The 13,439-nt window shown below is 41.1% G+C and carries 18 protein-coding genes and 1 pseudogene; 14 read left to right on the forward strand and 5 right to left on the reverse strand.

Annotation, left to right across the window (positions count from 1 at the left end):
* Position 1 precedes the first annotated feature (1 nt).
* The 11 genes from GPK60_RS10425 to GPK60_RS10475 all read left to right on the forward strand — a co-directional run bounded on the left by GPK60_RS10425 (position 2) and on the right by GPK60_RS10475 (position 6,563).
* Positions 2-1,297: a hypothetical protein gene (locus GPK60_RS10425; RefSeq protein ID WP_215659892.1), complete on the forward strand. Its 1,296-nt coding sequence runs from the start codon at positions 2-4 to the stop codon at positions 1,295-1,297.
* Between the two features lie 394 nt (positions 1,298-1,691).
* Positions 1,692-3,047, forward strand: a complete 1,356-nt coding sequence (locus tag GPK60_RS10430; protein WP_215659894.1) for an RNA-directed DNA polymerase — start codon at positions 1,692-1,694, stop codon at positions 3,045-3,047.
* Positions 2,956-3,282 (forward strand): hypothetical protein, encoded by a 327-nt coding sequence (locus tag GPK60_RS10435; RefSeq protein WP_173816733.1) that lies wholly within the window; start codon positions 2,956-2,958, stop codon positions 3,280-3,282. Before GPK60_RS10430 ends, GPK60_RS10435 begins: the two co-directional genes overlap by 92 nt.
* 1 nt (position 3,283) lies before the next feature.
* Entirely contained in the window at positions 3,284-3,436 is a 153-nt protein-coding gene (locus tag GPK60_RS10440) for an XkdX family protein (RefSeq protein WP_082426029.1), read from the forward strand.
* Positions 3,433-3,678: a hypothetical protein gene (locus GPK60_RS10445; protein WP_173717169.1), complete on the forward strand. Its 246-nt coding sequence runs from the start codon at positions 3,433-3,435 to the stop codon at positions 3,676-3,678. The genes GPK60_RS10440 and GPK60_RS10445 overlap by 4 nt, the downstream gene beginning before the upstream one ends.
* Positions 3,668-3,973 (forward strand): hypothetical protein, encoded by a 306-nt coding sequence (locus tag GPK60_RS10450; RefSeq protein ID WP_071144195.1) that lies wholly within the window; start codon positions 3,668-3,670, stop codon positions 3,971-3,973. The genes GPK60_RS10445 and GPK60_RS10450 overlap by 11 nt, the downstream gene beginning before the upstream one ends.
* 51 nt (positions 3,974-4,024) lie before the next feature.
* Positions 4,025-4,378 (forward strand): hypothetical protein, encoded by a 354-nt coding sequence (locus GPK60_RS10455; RefSeq protein WP_226972216.1) that lies wholly within the window; start codon positions 4,025-4,027, stop codon positions 4,376-4,378.
* Positions 4,375-4,740, forward strand: a complete 366-nt coding sequence (locus tag GPK60_RS10460; RefSeq protein ID WP_055296889.1) for a hypothetical protein — start codon at positions 4,375-4,377, stop codon at positions 4,738-4,740. Before GPK60_RS10455 ends, GPK60_RS10460 begins: the two co-directional genes overlap by 4 nt.
* Positions 4,733-5,095: a hypothetical protein gene (locus GPK60_RS10465; RefSeq protein WP_215659900.1), complete on the forward strand. Its 363-nt coding sequence runs from the start codon at positions 4,733-4,735 to the stop codon at positions 5,093-5,095. Before GPK60_RS10460 ends, GPK60_RS10465 begins: the two co-directional genes overlap by 8 nt.
* A complete protein-coding gene (locus tag GPK60_RS10470; protein WP_215659901.1) occupies positions 5,092-5,898 on the forward strand; it encodes an SH3 domain-containing protein in 807 nt (268 codons plus the stop codon). The genes GPK60_RS10465 and GPK60_RS10470 overlap by 4 nt, the downstream gene beginning before the upstream one ends.
* A gap of 11 nt (positions 5,899-5,909) precedes the next feature.
* A complete protein-coding gene (locus GPK60_RS10475; RefSeq protein ID WP_215659904.1) occupies positions 5,910-6,563 on the forward strand; it encodes a hypothetical protein in 654 nt (217 codons plus the stop codon).
* Positions 6,564-6,628: 65 nt separating this feature from the next.
* Here GPK60_RS10475 and GPK60_RS10480 read toward each other — a convergent pair whose 3' ends face one another.
* Together GPK60_RS10480 and GPK60_RS10485 are read right to left on the reverse strand one after the other, a co-directional pair.
* Positions 6,629-7,030: a type II toxin-antitoxin system HicB family antitoxin gene (locus GPK60_RS10480; protein WP_055055840.1), complete on the reverse strand. Its 402-nt coding sequence runs from the start codon at positions 7,028-7,030 to the stop codon at positions 6,629-6,631.
* Between the two features lie 33 nt (positions 7,031-7,063).
* Positions 7,064-7,246, reverse strand: a complete 183-nt coding sequence (locus GPK60_RS10485) for a type II toxin-antitoxin system HicA family toxin (RefSeq protein ID WP_055055841.1) — start codon at positions 7,244-7,246, stop codon at positions 7,064-7,066.
* Positions 7,247-7,363: 117 nt separating this feature from the next.
* On the opposite strand from GPK60_RS10485, the pseudogene GPK60_RS10490 reads away from it, so the two are divergent.
* From GPK60_RS10490 to GPK60_RS10500, 3 genes and pseudogenes are all read left to right on the forward strand, one after another.
* Positions 7,364-7,534: pseudogene (locus GPK60_RS10490) on the forward strand (ABC transporter ATP-binding protein); the annotation flags it as partial.
* Positions 7,531-9,975, forward strand: coding sequence for an ABC transporter permease (locus GPK60_RS10495; protein WP_215659908.1), 2,445 nt, complete (start codon positions 7,531-7,533; stop codon positions 9,973-9,975). The pseudogene GPK60_RS10490 and the gene GPK60_RS10495, both read left to right, overlap by 4 nt.
* A gap of 346 nt (positions 9,976-10,321) precedes the next feature.
* Entirely contained in the window at positions 10,322-10,558 is a 237-nt protein-coding gene (locus GPK60_RS10500; RefSeq protein ID WP_118280433.1) for a DUF6061 family protein, read from the forward strand.
* Between the two features lie 265 nt (positions 10,559-10,823).
* Here GPK60_RS10500 and GPK60_RS10505 read toward each other — a convergent pair whose 3' ends face one another.
* Genes GPK60_RS10505 through GPK60_RS10515 form a run of 3 tightly spaced genes read right to left on the reverse strand, consistent with a single transcriptional unit; the run spans position 10,824 to position 13,423 of the window.
* Positions 10,824-11,741: a HAMP domain-containing sensor histidine kinase gene (locus GPK60_RS10505; RefSeq protein WP_118280432.1), complete on the reverse strand. Its 918-nt coding sequence runs from the start codon at positions 11,739-11,741 to the stop codon at positions 10,824-10,826.
* A 19-nt stretch (positions 11,742-11,760) separates the two neighbouring features.
* Positions 11,761-12,516, reverse strand: a complete 756-nt coding sequence (locus tag GPK60_RS10510; protein ID WP_118178324.1) for an ABC transporter permease — start codon at positions 12,514-12,516, stop codon at positions 11,761-11,763.
* Positions 12,509-13,423, reverse strand: a complete 915-nt coding sequence (locus GPK60_RS10515; RefSeq protein WP_118178323.1) for an ATP-binding cassette domain-containing protein — start codon at positions 13,421-13,423, stop codon at positions 12,509-12,511. Before GPK60_RS10515 ends, GPK60_RS10510 begins: the two co-directional genes overlap by 8 nt.
* Positions 13,424-13,439: the final 16 nt, after the last annotated feature.

Below are 13,439 nucleotides of genomic sequence, written 5' to 3' on the forward strand. Positions count from 1 at the left end.
CATGGCAAGCGGAGACGTAATTGTAAAAGTAGCAGACAAAGAAACACTCGACCGCACCTATGCGAATACAAACGCAATACTGGCAGCAGTCGGGGAGGATGTAAGAGTAAAGGGAGTAAAGCGTTACGGACTGAAAATCAATAAAAATGACAGCAATCCGGCGACACGCTGCACATACCTTTTCGATGCGGTGGGAATGACACCTGCTGCGATGAACTATTCAACCGGAGCATTTGATTTCGGAGACTGGGGAGATGTCTTTTTTGTAAAGAACAACTATCCGGCAATGGTCAGATATGACGGTACAGAAGATTATAAACTTGACCCGAACGACCACACAAAGAAAGCGGACGGAACAACGGCATCTGATGTCGCAAACACGGCATACGGAGGAAATGCAATGAGTGTTTTCGATGGCAGCGGTGACAAGGGCAAAATTTGGCTCTCACAGTTTGAAATCGGAAACTATGAGTACATGATTATTTCAAACGTCCAGTATGATGAATCGTACAACGACGATGCGTATGTAAGAGAGGACGGCTCACATGCGGATAAACTCTATTATCCGATGTTCGGCGGTTCATACGACGGAACACGCATCCGTTCTCTTGCAGGACAGACGCTCATGTACAATACAAACGCATCGACAGAAATTACAAGAGCAAAAGCGAACGGCAACGGTTGGAACATCGGTTCATGGAGCAAAAGAAACCTGTTGGATTGTATGCTCAAGATTATGTCAAAGACAGACAATTCACAGACAGCGTTCGGACAGGGGCAGACATCCGGATATGTGAACGACGCATCACAGAACTACGGACACCTTGCGACCGGAACATTGACAAACAAAGGACAGTTTTTCGGTTATAAGGACACGACCCATGAGGTCAAAGTGTTCTACATTGAAAAATGGTGGGGCAACCGTTGGGATAGAATCAACGGTCTGTTGATGGTCGGAGGAGAAATTCTTGCGAAAATGACACCTCCATACAATCTGACCGGAAAGGACTTTGAAAAGGTCGGAATCACATTCGCATCATCCGGCAGCGGTTGGCAGAAAGGAACGAAGTCAAGCAGATTCGGACGCATTGTCAATTCAACAGGTGGCAGCAGTAGCACATACACATGTGACTATTTATGGTGGAACGCCGGAATAACTGCGGTCGCCCTTGTCGGCGGTAGCTGTAACAATGGCGGTGGTTGCGGTGTGGATTACTTGCATTTGTACAATTCTGCGGGCGATGCGTACTGGGGCATCGGTGCGTCCGTTTTCTTAGAACAGCCTATCGCTGCGTAAGCAGCAGGGGGAGGAACGGAGGGGGAACGCCTCCGCTATTCCCGCCGTTAGGCGGTGTGGTCGTTTTTAGAAAAATGAATATAGGGATATAGGGTGCGGTGTCGGGCGGTGTTCCTGCTCCCTGCGGTCGCCCTTGTCGGCGGTAACTGTAACAATGGCGATTATTGCGGTGTGGATTACTTGAATTTGAACAATTCTGCGGGCAATGCGAACTGGAACATCGGTGCGTCCAATTTCTTCTCATATCGGAGCGTTTAATCAAATGCAGCCTATATCCCACGCCACAAGGCGAAAATCATTCCGGATATAGGGTCGGTTGAGTAAGCATCCGCACAAAAACCGATAGGAGATAAGAAAATACTATATGAGAAGTTACAACAACCTATATGAACCAATGTTGCAAGACGACTACATAAAACAGCGTTTTATAAATGCATCCAAAAAGAAAAAGAACAGGAATGATGTGCGGGAGGTATTAGAGAATCTCGATGAACACACAGAACTCTTGAAAAAGATGTTGACAGAGGAGTTGTTCATTCCGGACTATCACAAACCGAGCATCATCAACGAGAGCAGCAGCAAGAAAACACGCCGTATATTGAAACCGCATTACAAATATGAGCAGGTTATTCATCATTGTGCAATAGGTCAGTTCAAACCGATTGTGATGAATGGATTGTATGAATTTTCCTGCGGGAGCATACCGGACAGGGGCGTTCATTACGGAAAAAAGTACATGCGGAAATGGCTTGATTCATACGACGGGAAAAAGTTCTTTGTTCTCAAGATGGATGTACACCATTTCTTTGAATCCATAAACCGGAGAATCCTCAAGAGAAAACTCAAAGCAGTAATTCGGGATAAACGGTTTTATAGATTACTCTGCATACTGATTGAACATGACAAAATAGCACTCGTTGCAAAGATTTTGACGGATGCAGGTGTTGAGATTGATGCAGAACAGACAAAAACGCTTGTCGGGTGCATAGCATTTGACGACATCTCCGGAGCGTTGGAGGTCTTGAGGGAAATCGGCATCGCCGGAGCGATGTTCGAGGAACTGAAAATAATTATTGAGGAGATGCGAAAAGGCGTTCCGTTGGGATATTTTACATCACAATGGTTCGGCAATTTTTACTTGAAAGCACTTGACCACTACATCAAGGAGGAACTCCATGCAGAACATTACATGCGATACATGGATGACATGGTGATACTGGGTAAGAGCAAAAAGAAACTGCATAAGATGCACAGGGCAATCGAGACATATCTGAACGACAACCTTGACCTTGAGATAAAAGGCGACTGGCAGGTGTTTAGATTTGAATATCCGGTGATGAAAGACGGGAAACCAGTGCTTGACGAGAACAGAAAGCAGGTCACAAAGGGGCGTATGCTTGATTTTATGGGATTTCAATTTCACCATGACCGGACAACCATCCGGAAATCAAACATCGAGGCTGCGAGACGCAAGGCAAACCATATTTCAAAGCAGGATAAAATCTCATGGTATAACGCATCGGTGATGTTGTCGTATATGGGATTGTTCAAACACACGGACACATACAACTATTACATTGAATACATCAAACCGAAAATCAATGTCAAGAAACTCAAGAGGATAGTTTCAAAGCATAGCAGAAAGGAGAATGAGCAACATGACAGACTGGAAAAAGGTGACAGGAACACAGCCGGAACGTCCGGAGGAAATCGACAGGACATCGTCTCCGTCAACGGTCTATCTGCGTAAGAACATCGAGCAGGTGGAGAAAGAGGTTGAGGGAGCAGACGGAAAGATGCAGACCGTGACCGAATGGCAGTACGACGAAAAGGAAATGACGGTTGAGGAATATGAGAACATGGCTCTCATGAAATCCGTCGTTGAGGAGAATACATCCGGAATCGTCGAATCAGTAACACAGTTTCAGAAAGATGCGGTCATCGACGAATACACCGCACAGTTAATCGAGGAGGGGTTGATTTAGTATGAAAATGCTTGTTGAAAGTCTCAAAAGAATGTACAAAAAAGGCACTCTCACAAAGGAACAGATTTCCGAGCGTGTCGCAAAGGGCAGTATTTCAGCGGATGAATATGAATATATCACAGGAGAAAAATTCTCCGGCGGTGATACAGAATGAGTCCGCTTGAAATAATATCACGATTGTGCGATGTGACGGAGAACCTATCCGCAATCGTGAAAAAGCAGCAAACAATCATTGAACAGTCGAAAATCGAGGAGACGGTCAAGGCAGAACTCCGGCAGGAGGTAGAGGAGACAGACAGGGAGATGGATGTTCTTGAATACCACATGAGGAGATACTGCGACACCGATGACATCGAGGCGACAGAGTTCGGAAAGGAGAACGCCGTTGACGATTGAGATTTCCCTGTTGCTCTCCGGAGTATCTGTTGCGTTTGCGATTTTTTTCGGTATCTGCTCAAAGCAGAGAAATGAGAAAAAGGACACACAGGAAGATGCGGAACAGAGAGCAACAACCGACACGATGGTGATGGTGAAACTTGAGAACATCGCAGACGACCTCAAAGACATCAAACGGGAATCGAGAGAGAACCGTGAGGAGATGAAAACATTGAGAGAGCGTGTTGTCATTGTGGAACAGTCACTCAAGAGTTATCACAAGAGACTGGACGGAGAACAGCATTCCGACCGATAACAGGAGGGCAGGAAACGGGCAAGAATCAACCTCACAGAAAAGAGGCAATACATGAGAATGACAGAACAGGAACGTCGCATCAGAATCCGGCATCTGAAAAGAATGTATCGGATAAGAGAGCGAAAAGAGAGACATGACAAAAAGGTGTCCGGTCTGTTCATGAAACGTGTTGTATTCACTTTGATTCTTGCAGCATTTATCTTTACAGTCGTGATGATATTTGTGTTTTTGCGGATGGGTTCAGAGCCGTCGACACTGATTGAGAATGTATTCAGATTTCTTTCAGTTGAGGGCGGTGCAATGGCACTCATTAAGTCCGTGAAAACGGTCAAGGGAACAAAGTCAAACGGAGAAATACAACACAATGACGAACCGGAACAGGATGACGAGGAGGTACAAGGATGAAATACATCGTCGAGAATTGGTTTGTGATTGTGGGTCTGATTGCGGTATGTGCAGCGGGAGGATATGCAGTATATGTTTTCGTGAAAATGCCGTCAGACAAGCAGTTGAACAAAGTGAGAGAATGGCTGCTCTATGCAGTCACAAAGGCAGAAAAAGAACTGGGAGGCGGTACAGGTCAAATCAAGCTGCGTTATGTATATGACATGTTTGTCGCAAGGTTTGCGTGGCTTGCGAGAGTGATTTCTTTTGAGGCTTTTTCGATGATGGTCGACGAGGCACTTGAGAGAATGAAAAAGATGCTTGAGAGCAACAAAGCGATGCAGACGCTTGTGAGCGGTGAGGCAGGTGAGGTCAATGAGTAAAATCGTAGACTTTTTCATGCAGAACGCAAGGACAATCGGGATTGTGTACGTTGTGGGTGCGGTCGTCGTATTTTTAGCGATGACAGCGTTTTACATTTGGGTCGACAGAGCAAGCAAAAAGGAACAGGAGCTTTACTATGACGAATATTATTATCCGGATGACGAATTTGCGGAAAGAATGTCGGTGGTAGTATGGTTTATTCTTTCATTGGGATGTGCGATTTTATGGGTCGGTATTCCGTTACTGATTTGCGGGTTGATTGTGTACACAGAACTTGAGGAACATTGTCCGGAACTTATGGGAGACGTGACGGACAGAAACACAGAAGAATTTGACAAGGAGGAAAACAAATGATTTCAAATTGCGGACATGATGAAAATAACAGATACAGCGGAGGAAAGGCAGGAGACCAGACAGGTACAGAGTGGAGGGTTATAAATTGGTATAACAGACCGTGGAAATGTGTCCTCCGTCATCCGGATGCAAAGGTCAGAAAAATGATTGCGAGCATGGCAAAGGCAGCAGCAGTCAACAATAAAATCGGATATGACCAGTCAGAGAGATACACATTTTGGGAGCATCTCAAGGCATCGAATTACGACCCTGCACAAATCACGATTGCGTGTGAGGCAGATTGTTCATCCGGTGTCGCTGCAATCGTAAAGGGTGCAGGTTACAGACTGGGAAATGAGAAAATGAAGAATGTGAGCATTTATCTCTATACCGGAAACATGAGAGCGGGTCTCAAGGCAGCAGGATTCGAGGTGTTGACAGACAGCAAATATCTGACATCGGATGCGTATTTGCTTGAGGGAGACATCCTCCTCAATGACAATGCTCACGTTGCAACGAACCTCACGGACGGGGCAAAGTCATCCGGAACAGGTGCATCCAACACAACAACAGTCAAGAGCAATGCAAAGGTCGACGTTGCACACGGGTTCAACAAGAGCCTTGCAGGAACTTACAAGGTGACTGCATCCGGATTGAATCTCCGTGCGGGAGCAGGAACAGGAAAGTCAATCCTTGCGGTGATGAAAAACGGTGAGAAAGTCCAGTGCTATGGATATTATAACGATTGCAACGGTGTGAAATGGTTGTATGTGGTTTACAAGAACATCGTCGGATATGCGTCAAGCAAGTATTTGAGCAAATAGGAGGGAAAATCATGTTATACTATTTAGGCAAAGGAACAGAGTTCAAGAAAGAGGACTGCAAAGAGTACAAGACCATTGAGGGAGCAATGAAAGCAGCAGCAAAGGACGAGAGTTTTGTTGTGTGGGATGAAAACGGAAACCTCATCGGCTCACTCACGGACAATGTTCCGGAGGGAGCATTGCAGACAAATCCGGACGGCAGCGTCAACACATACGATGCAGACGGAAACAAGGTCGGAACAGTCGATGCAGAAACCGTTGAGAAAATGACAACATTTGAGAGTGACGAGGATGCAGCAGGGCAGCAGGAGGACGCAGAGGACGGGGGAACAGCATCAAACGATGCAGAGACGACAAATCCTCCGTATGAACCGGAAACGGGCGAGAATGGGGCAAATACAGAGCCACAGGAGGCAGAGGACGAGCCGGAGGACAAAGTCATCATCCCGCAGGGAAAAATGAAAGTGACGGTCATTTGCGACGGCTCACTCAATATCAGACGTTCCGCAGCGTGGGGCAATGAGAACATCTGCGGTCGTGCTATCAGAGGACAGTCATATTACGTGAAAGAGATTCATGTTGTGGACGGAAAGAAGATGGTCAGAACAATCGGCGACCTTTACCTCTCCGGAGAATCGGAGCATGTACAATTCGAGCAGTTATAAGAGCATACAGACAAAAAAAGAGGACGGCATCCGGAAACGGGTGTCGTCCTTGTGCTATAATGGATTTATGAACGTGCTTGAATTTTGGCAATCAACGCATCCTGCAAAACTTTTGAATAGTTGATACCGTAATTTTCACATGCAGTATTGAGCCATGCAGGAATACTCAAAGTTTTCTTGACTGCCTTGTCATTGTACGCACGGGCGTATTCGTCGAGGTTGACACAAATCAAATTGACAAGTGCTGCATCCTCGTCCTTTTCGACTGCATCAAGAGGGGTCGGAGCGGGAAGAACATCACCATCACGCAAGGATGTGAATAAATACTGACCGCAAGCCTCTTGAGCCATTGCGAAAGCGTCCGCAAGGTTATCTCCGTAAGTTGCTAAATCATTGAGGTCGGGGAAAATAACTGAATATTTCCCGTCGTCCTCCGGATAAAAAACAGCAGGATAAATATAATTCATGATAACGCTCCTTTCTTTAATGGGTGGCAGGTCTCATTTGAGACCCGCCTGTTTGAGTATGGAGTTGACAACCCTTTGAGGAATGTCGCCTCGATGATTTGGGATTGTAACTTTTCCCGTTTTGGTTGGGTGTTTGTATTGGTGATGTGAACCTCTCACATCTACCAACTCCCATCCGTCATTGAGGACTATTTTTTCAATTTCTCGAAATCTCATTTGTATTGTTTCCTCCTTACAAGTATATAATAACACGTATTTTACGTAATGTCAATAAAAATATACGTAAAATACGTAAAAAATAACAGAGATTTTCATACTACTAAATTGAACCTACCGACAGGAAATCTTGATTCTAAGACCAGTGATGAGGTAATCGCCCTGCTTAAGATGACAGCAAAAAAATATGGACAGACAATTGTAATGATTACCCATGATGACGAAATTGCACAGGTCGCTGATCGTATTCTGGTAATTGAGGATGGACAGGTGGTGGATTTTAGATGAAGACAATAAGCAGGATTGCATATAGCAATGACAAAAAGAACAAGACAAGAAGTATACTGGTTATGATGTCCATATGTCTGACTACGATGCTGCTTGTGATTATCAGTACTGTGGGAAATGGAATGATCCGTTTACAGAAAAGTCAGGCGGCAGGCTCATATGGAAGCAATTATGGTTTGTTTGTCGCAGCAGATGCCTCGCAGTTAAAAGAAGTAAACCGCCGTGCGGAAATAGATGCTACAGGCACTATGTGCACCGAAGGTATCATAAAAGGCAATGAAAACGGCGGGTTTGTCTGCATGGATGAGACTGCAAGAAAAATGCTTCCCTATAATAAGGAATATGAGTTAAAGGAAGGAAAGTATCCGGAAAAAATGCAGGAAATTGCCGCCGGAAGAGCTTTTTTTCGTGCAATGGGATATGATGATGTAAAGGTCGGAGATACGGTTACACTGGATTACCGTGCAGGGATGCGGTCAGAATATAAGCCGGAAGAGTTTGTTGTCAGCGGAATCCTATATGACCGGGATGAGTATACCATCGAGGCATCTTATGTTGCTTTCGGGTCACAGGAGTTTTATGATGAGCACGTCGCAGAGAATGACAGACAGTATAATATTTATTTTACTTTAAATGATTCTGCAAATGTATCTATGAATAATATTGAACCGGTTATAAAGCAGATTGCAGCAGCTTGTGGAATCGAAGAAAAAAATGTTATAGTCAATGATCTTTATTTGCAATGGGTCTTGCAGCCGAGTTATGAAACGATTGCGGTATGCGGGGTTTTGATTCTTGCAATTGTACTTTTCTCTGTTGTGGTCATTTATAATATTTTTCAGGTCGGTATTGCCAACAAGATACAGGAGTACGGAAAAATCAAGGCTCTGGGAGCGACAAAAAAGCAGATGAAACAACTGATCTTCAGAGAGGGTATGTTTTTGACAATTTTTTCAATACCGGTTGGATTGCTTCTTGGTTTTCTGATTGCAAAATGCGGTTTTAACTGGCTGGTAGAACAGGGAAACCTTGTATCAACCGGAACGGGCTCTATGGGAGTCCAAAATCAGCAGGTACCACTGTTTTCCCTGCCTGTTATACTTCTATGTATTTTCGTATCATTTCTTACCGTTGCTTTGGCACTGCGCAAACCAATGAAAATTGTTTCACGGATTTCACCTATCGAAGCAACACGGTATTTAGAAAATGCAGAAACACAAAAAAAAGGAAAACGAAATGGCAGAAAAAATGTCACCGTGTTTTCTATGGCAATGGCAAATGTAACGGGTAATCCCAAAAGAACTATTGGGACTATCCTCACAATGGGTTTTTCTTGCGTATTGTTTGTGATTATCTCTAATTATGTGGGAAATATTGACACGGAGCATGAAGCACGTCTTTCCGTTAATCATGGACAATTTGAACTGCAGCTTGACTATTCTGCTGAGTATGATGAAAGATATCCGGAGAATAATCTGGATACGATTCTGACGGATGATCCATTGAATGATTCGCTGATTGAAGAAATCAAAAGCATTCCGGGAGTAACAGATGTCATGACGAGAGAGATTGTCTCTGTGAATCTGAACGGAACAAGATTTCCGGCTGATATTGTGAGTAAAAATGATTTTGATTTTATGCGCCAGGACGGGGATATTGGCTCTATGGACTATGATCAGGCGGTAAAGAATGGTGATATTTTCTTTGGCTGGTCAACGTGGATGGAACAAGATGGATATGCTCCGGGTGAATCCATTGCATTTGACTTTGAGAATGGAAGTGGAACCTATACCTATCAGGGAAAGATTGCAGGATCTTTTGTAAGTGCGGACACTTATCTTGTCATTCCGGAAGGTGTATATCGTTCCATGAATCCGAGAGGAACAGCCTATGGCTATCTGTGGGTGGACTGTGATAAAAAAGATGTGGCATCTGTAGAACAAAGTCTGAATACTTTGATTTCTAATACTTCGCATATAAAAATGGATACTTATCATGCGCAGTTACAATCTGCCGAATTTGCAAGCAGCATGATGAAGCTTGGCTGTTATCTGTTTATGGCTATTGTAGGACTCATCGGTTTTATGAATATGGCAAACACCATGATCATGAATATTACGACAAAAAAGCAGGAATATGGTGTATTACAGGCTGTGGGTATGACAAATAAACAATTAAATTTGTGCCTGCAGTTACAGGGACTGATTTTTACGGTTGGTACCATATGCGTAGCTTTGATCATTGGTCTGCCGCTCGGCTATGCACTTTTTTCCTATGCAAAACATAATGGAATATTTGGAATGAATATCTATCATGTTCCAATCGTACCAATTTTTATTATGATTTTTTTGGTCGGTCTGTTGCAGATTGTACTTTCCTGCGTTTTAAGCAGTAATCTGAAAAAGGAAACGCTGGTAGAAAGAATAAGGTATCAGGGATAGCAAGTAATATGTAATGAACTAGGTCTTAACGAAGAGGAGAAATAGATAATTTCCAGTTGATATTTCACTTATTTTAGGATATTTAATAACTGTTATATTTGATTATCAAATTCCTCATAAACCCTTGAAAATACTAAGTTTGTAGCAAGTGAACTTTCCCTTACTCTTTCCCTTGCGTTATATTCTCCCATTGGCTTTCATGAACCTTAATATGGGAAAAATTAAGGGAAAGAAAATTTCATAACACAGTATAACATATAACAATAATGACATGGTGAACTGATTGAAATGTTTTCGATATTTAACTCTGTAACTGATGATTAAAAGAAAATGGAGATAAGATACGATGAGAACAATTTATGCAGAATACAACATAAACCACGATAGTATTGATGTTTACACAAGTGCTGGATATATGCTTCGCATTGATTGCTGGGAAGCTGAAAAAGATTTAAAAACCACATATGGATCAGAATGTGCGCTTACTTCATTGGCTGTGGATGAACCTTTGGAATATGCGAGATTATATCTTAATGGTAATTTACAGATGTGGGTGGATGCAGAAGATTCACTTGAATTATAGGCAATTTAAACAAAAGTTTATATCTGATTTTTGATTGGAAAAATGAACGAGATGCAAACAAGGCAAGAGACTCGTTAACACAGATATTTTTTACATAATCAAAGTGGCAGGGGAGAAATCTCTGCCGCTTTTCTTCTTAGTAGGACCATTCATAATTCATTTATTGATATTATTCCTTTGAACGAGTATCCTCCTACGCCACCATGTTTGTTTTAGAATATTATTTGCACGAAAAATGGCGGATTTGAAACCGCCATCAAGTTTTTTATCCTTTTTGTTTAGGAAAGCACACTACAATTTCAAAAACATTATTATTTAGAGAAGCACTGATAGAACCGCCCATTTTTACTGTTAAATTCTTTGCTATTGTGAGACCCAAACCGGTTGTTTTGCGGGAACGGGATAAATCTGTTGTATAAAAACGATTAAATATTTTGTCTATATCAGATTCATTTATGCTGTCTGTAAAATTCTGAAAAGAAAAATGGTAATTTTCATTATCATCATAAGATGAAAAATGATAATCACTTTTCCCATGTGACAAGGCATTAGAAATGATATTTTCAAAAATTCTGGTTACTGCTTTTTCATCTCCATAAAATGGAAAAGAAATCTCTGCAATACTTAATACTGGAATGATTTTGCGTTCCTCAAAAGATTTAAAAAAGGAAACTGCAACAGAGCGTAAAACAGCATTTAAATCAAATGTAGTATAAGAAAAATCCATTTCATCAGCCTCTATTCGTGCAAATTCAAACAACTGATTTAGTAACTGATTTAAAACATTCAATCTTTCGTTTATAATAACTGCTGCATCTAAATCTTCCTCGGACAACTCAGGTGATTGTAGAAGCATTTGTGTATAGCCTTGAATAGCAGTCACAGGTGTTCTAAGATCATGGGCTAAATTTGTAATTGTTTCTTTGATTGCCTCATCCTTTTTTTGTAATGAATATACTTGTTTGTGGTAAACTCGAAGCAATTCATTTAAAGCATTTACAAGATCGGTTATATCGGAAGAAGGAAAATCTAATGTCAATTCCGCATGGGTAAATGAATGTAAAAGTGTTTGCAATTTCTGGCTTAACCGGGTTACCTCCCTACGATGAAACAAGTAAAATGATAAAACAATAATAAGAGATAGTGTCACAATGATAGCATATATTTGAAGTACCACACTCATAACATTATCCCTCCCTGCATTATGTAATATCTCTTTTCTTGAAAATTGTTCCTATAACTCCACCAAATATAATCATATAGGCGAAGAAAATGATAATTGCGGTTGGAAGCCATTGAACTGCCATATCTATTCTTGTTTTATTGATATTACTAATTGCCCAAAAAATTGTGATGTTATATCCTAAGCCCAAAATACTTTCCAATCCATGAAGAACCAGATAACCAAAAAATATAAGCAAAGCATTAACTGCCATGCTAACTGAACTGTTTCTTATGAGAAAAACAAGTGAAATTGCGAGCGTTGATACAGCCATATGATATAATGCCTCACAGAATATGTAGGACACTATATTGCTAATGTTTGTAAAAGTAAAACCGCTTATTCCAAAAAAAATTTTATTACATAACAAACCAATTAAAAAGGCAGACACCAAAAAAAAGGATGATACAATCCAGCCAATTACCAATTTTGAGAAGAAGTAACTCCATCGTGACAGACCTTTTTCTATATAATGTTTTACAGTCCCTTGACGAAAATCATTTGAGAAATAGTAGCTGCAAAAAATAATCAAAGGGAATACAACCGGGTAATAATTAAAAAAAGAATCCCAGTAATTTGCAGAAACTTTCGTACCTACCAAATATTCCCTCATGCCAATTGTTGCTTTTTGTGCATAAGCACATAAGAATATCCATCCTGTCATCATAAGAAAACATACTTTCAAGACTTTTCCATGTATTGTTTTATAAAAATCAGCTCTAATTAAATTAAGCATTGACTATGCCTCCTCTCATTTTTTCATTAAAGTAATCTTCCAGTGACTCCTTTGTTACAGTACATTCATCAACAGAAATTCCATGATTAACCAGTAAGGAGTTTACAATTCCGGGATTGTCTACATATTCAAAAATCCGAATATTATTATCGGAAAGAATTTCGTAGTTTTTAGTATGGAGATTTTTCTCTATTAAAATAGCGGCCTGTGCAGTATCTGATGCCTTAATTTTTAAACAACATTGACATTTTTCATTTAATTCTTTTGCAGTAATTTCTTCAATCAGCTTGCCATTTTTAATAATGCCGTATTTCGTTGCAATTTTTGACAATTCCCCCAAGATATGACTGGAAATCATAATGGTAATATGTTCTTCCCTATTTAGTTTTAATAAGAAATTCCTCATATCTTGTATTCCAGTCGGATCTAAGCCATTGATAGGTTCATCAAGAATCAGAAAATCAGGATTTCCCAGCAAGGCAACGCCAATGGCTAAACGCTGTTTCATACCTAACGAAAATTTTTTGACAATTTTATTTTCATATTGTGACAAACCCACCTGCTTTAAAATTTGTTGTACAGATTCTTTGCTTGACAGTCCATATGCTTTTCTAAATACTTCCAAATTTTGTTTTGCGGTTAATTCTGTATAAAGTGCCGGAGATTCAATTACGCAACCCATACGATAACGCTCGGTTTGAGGAACAAAATTTCCAAATAGTTCAATAGAACCTTCTGATGGTTCGACCAAACCTGCAATCATTTTCATTAAAGTAGACTTACCAGCACCATTTTCTCCAATCAAGCCATATATTTCGCCTTTTTGAATAGAAATGGATACTTTATCAACAGCATAATAATTTGTGTATTTTTTAGATACTGTGTTCGTTCTTAGTATATATTCCATGATATATCCCTCCTTG

Origin of the sequence: Ruminococcus sp. MCC718 (genome assembly GCF_018783905.1) — a bacterium.
Classification (GTDB): Bacteria; Bacillota; Clostridia; order Lachnospirales; family Lachnospiraceae; genus Hominisplanchenecus; species Hominisplanchenecus faecis.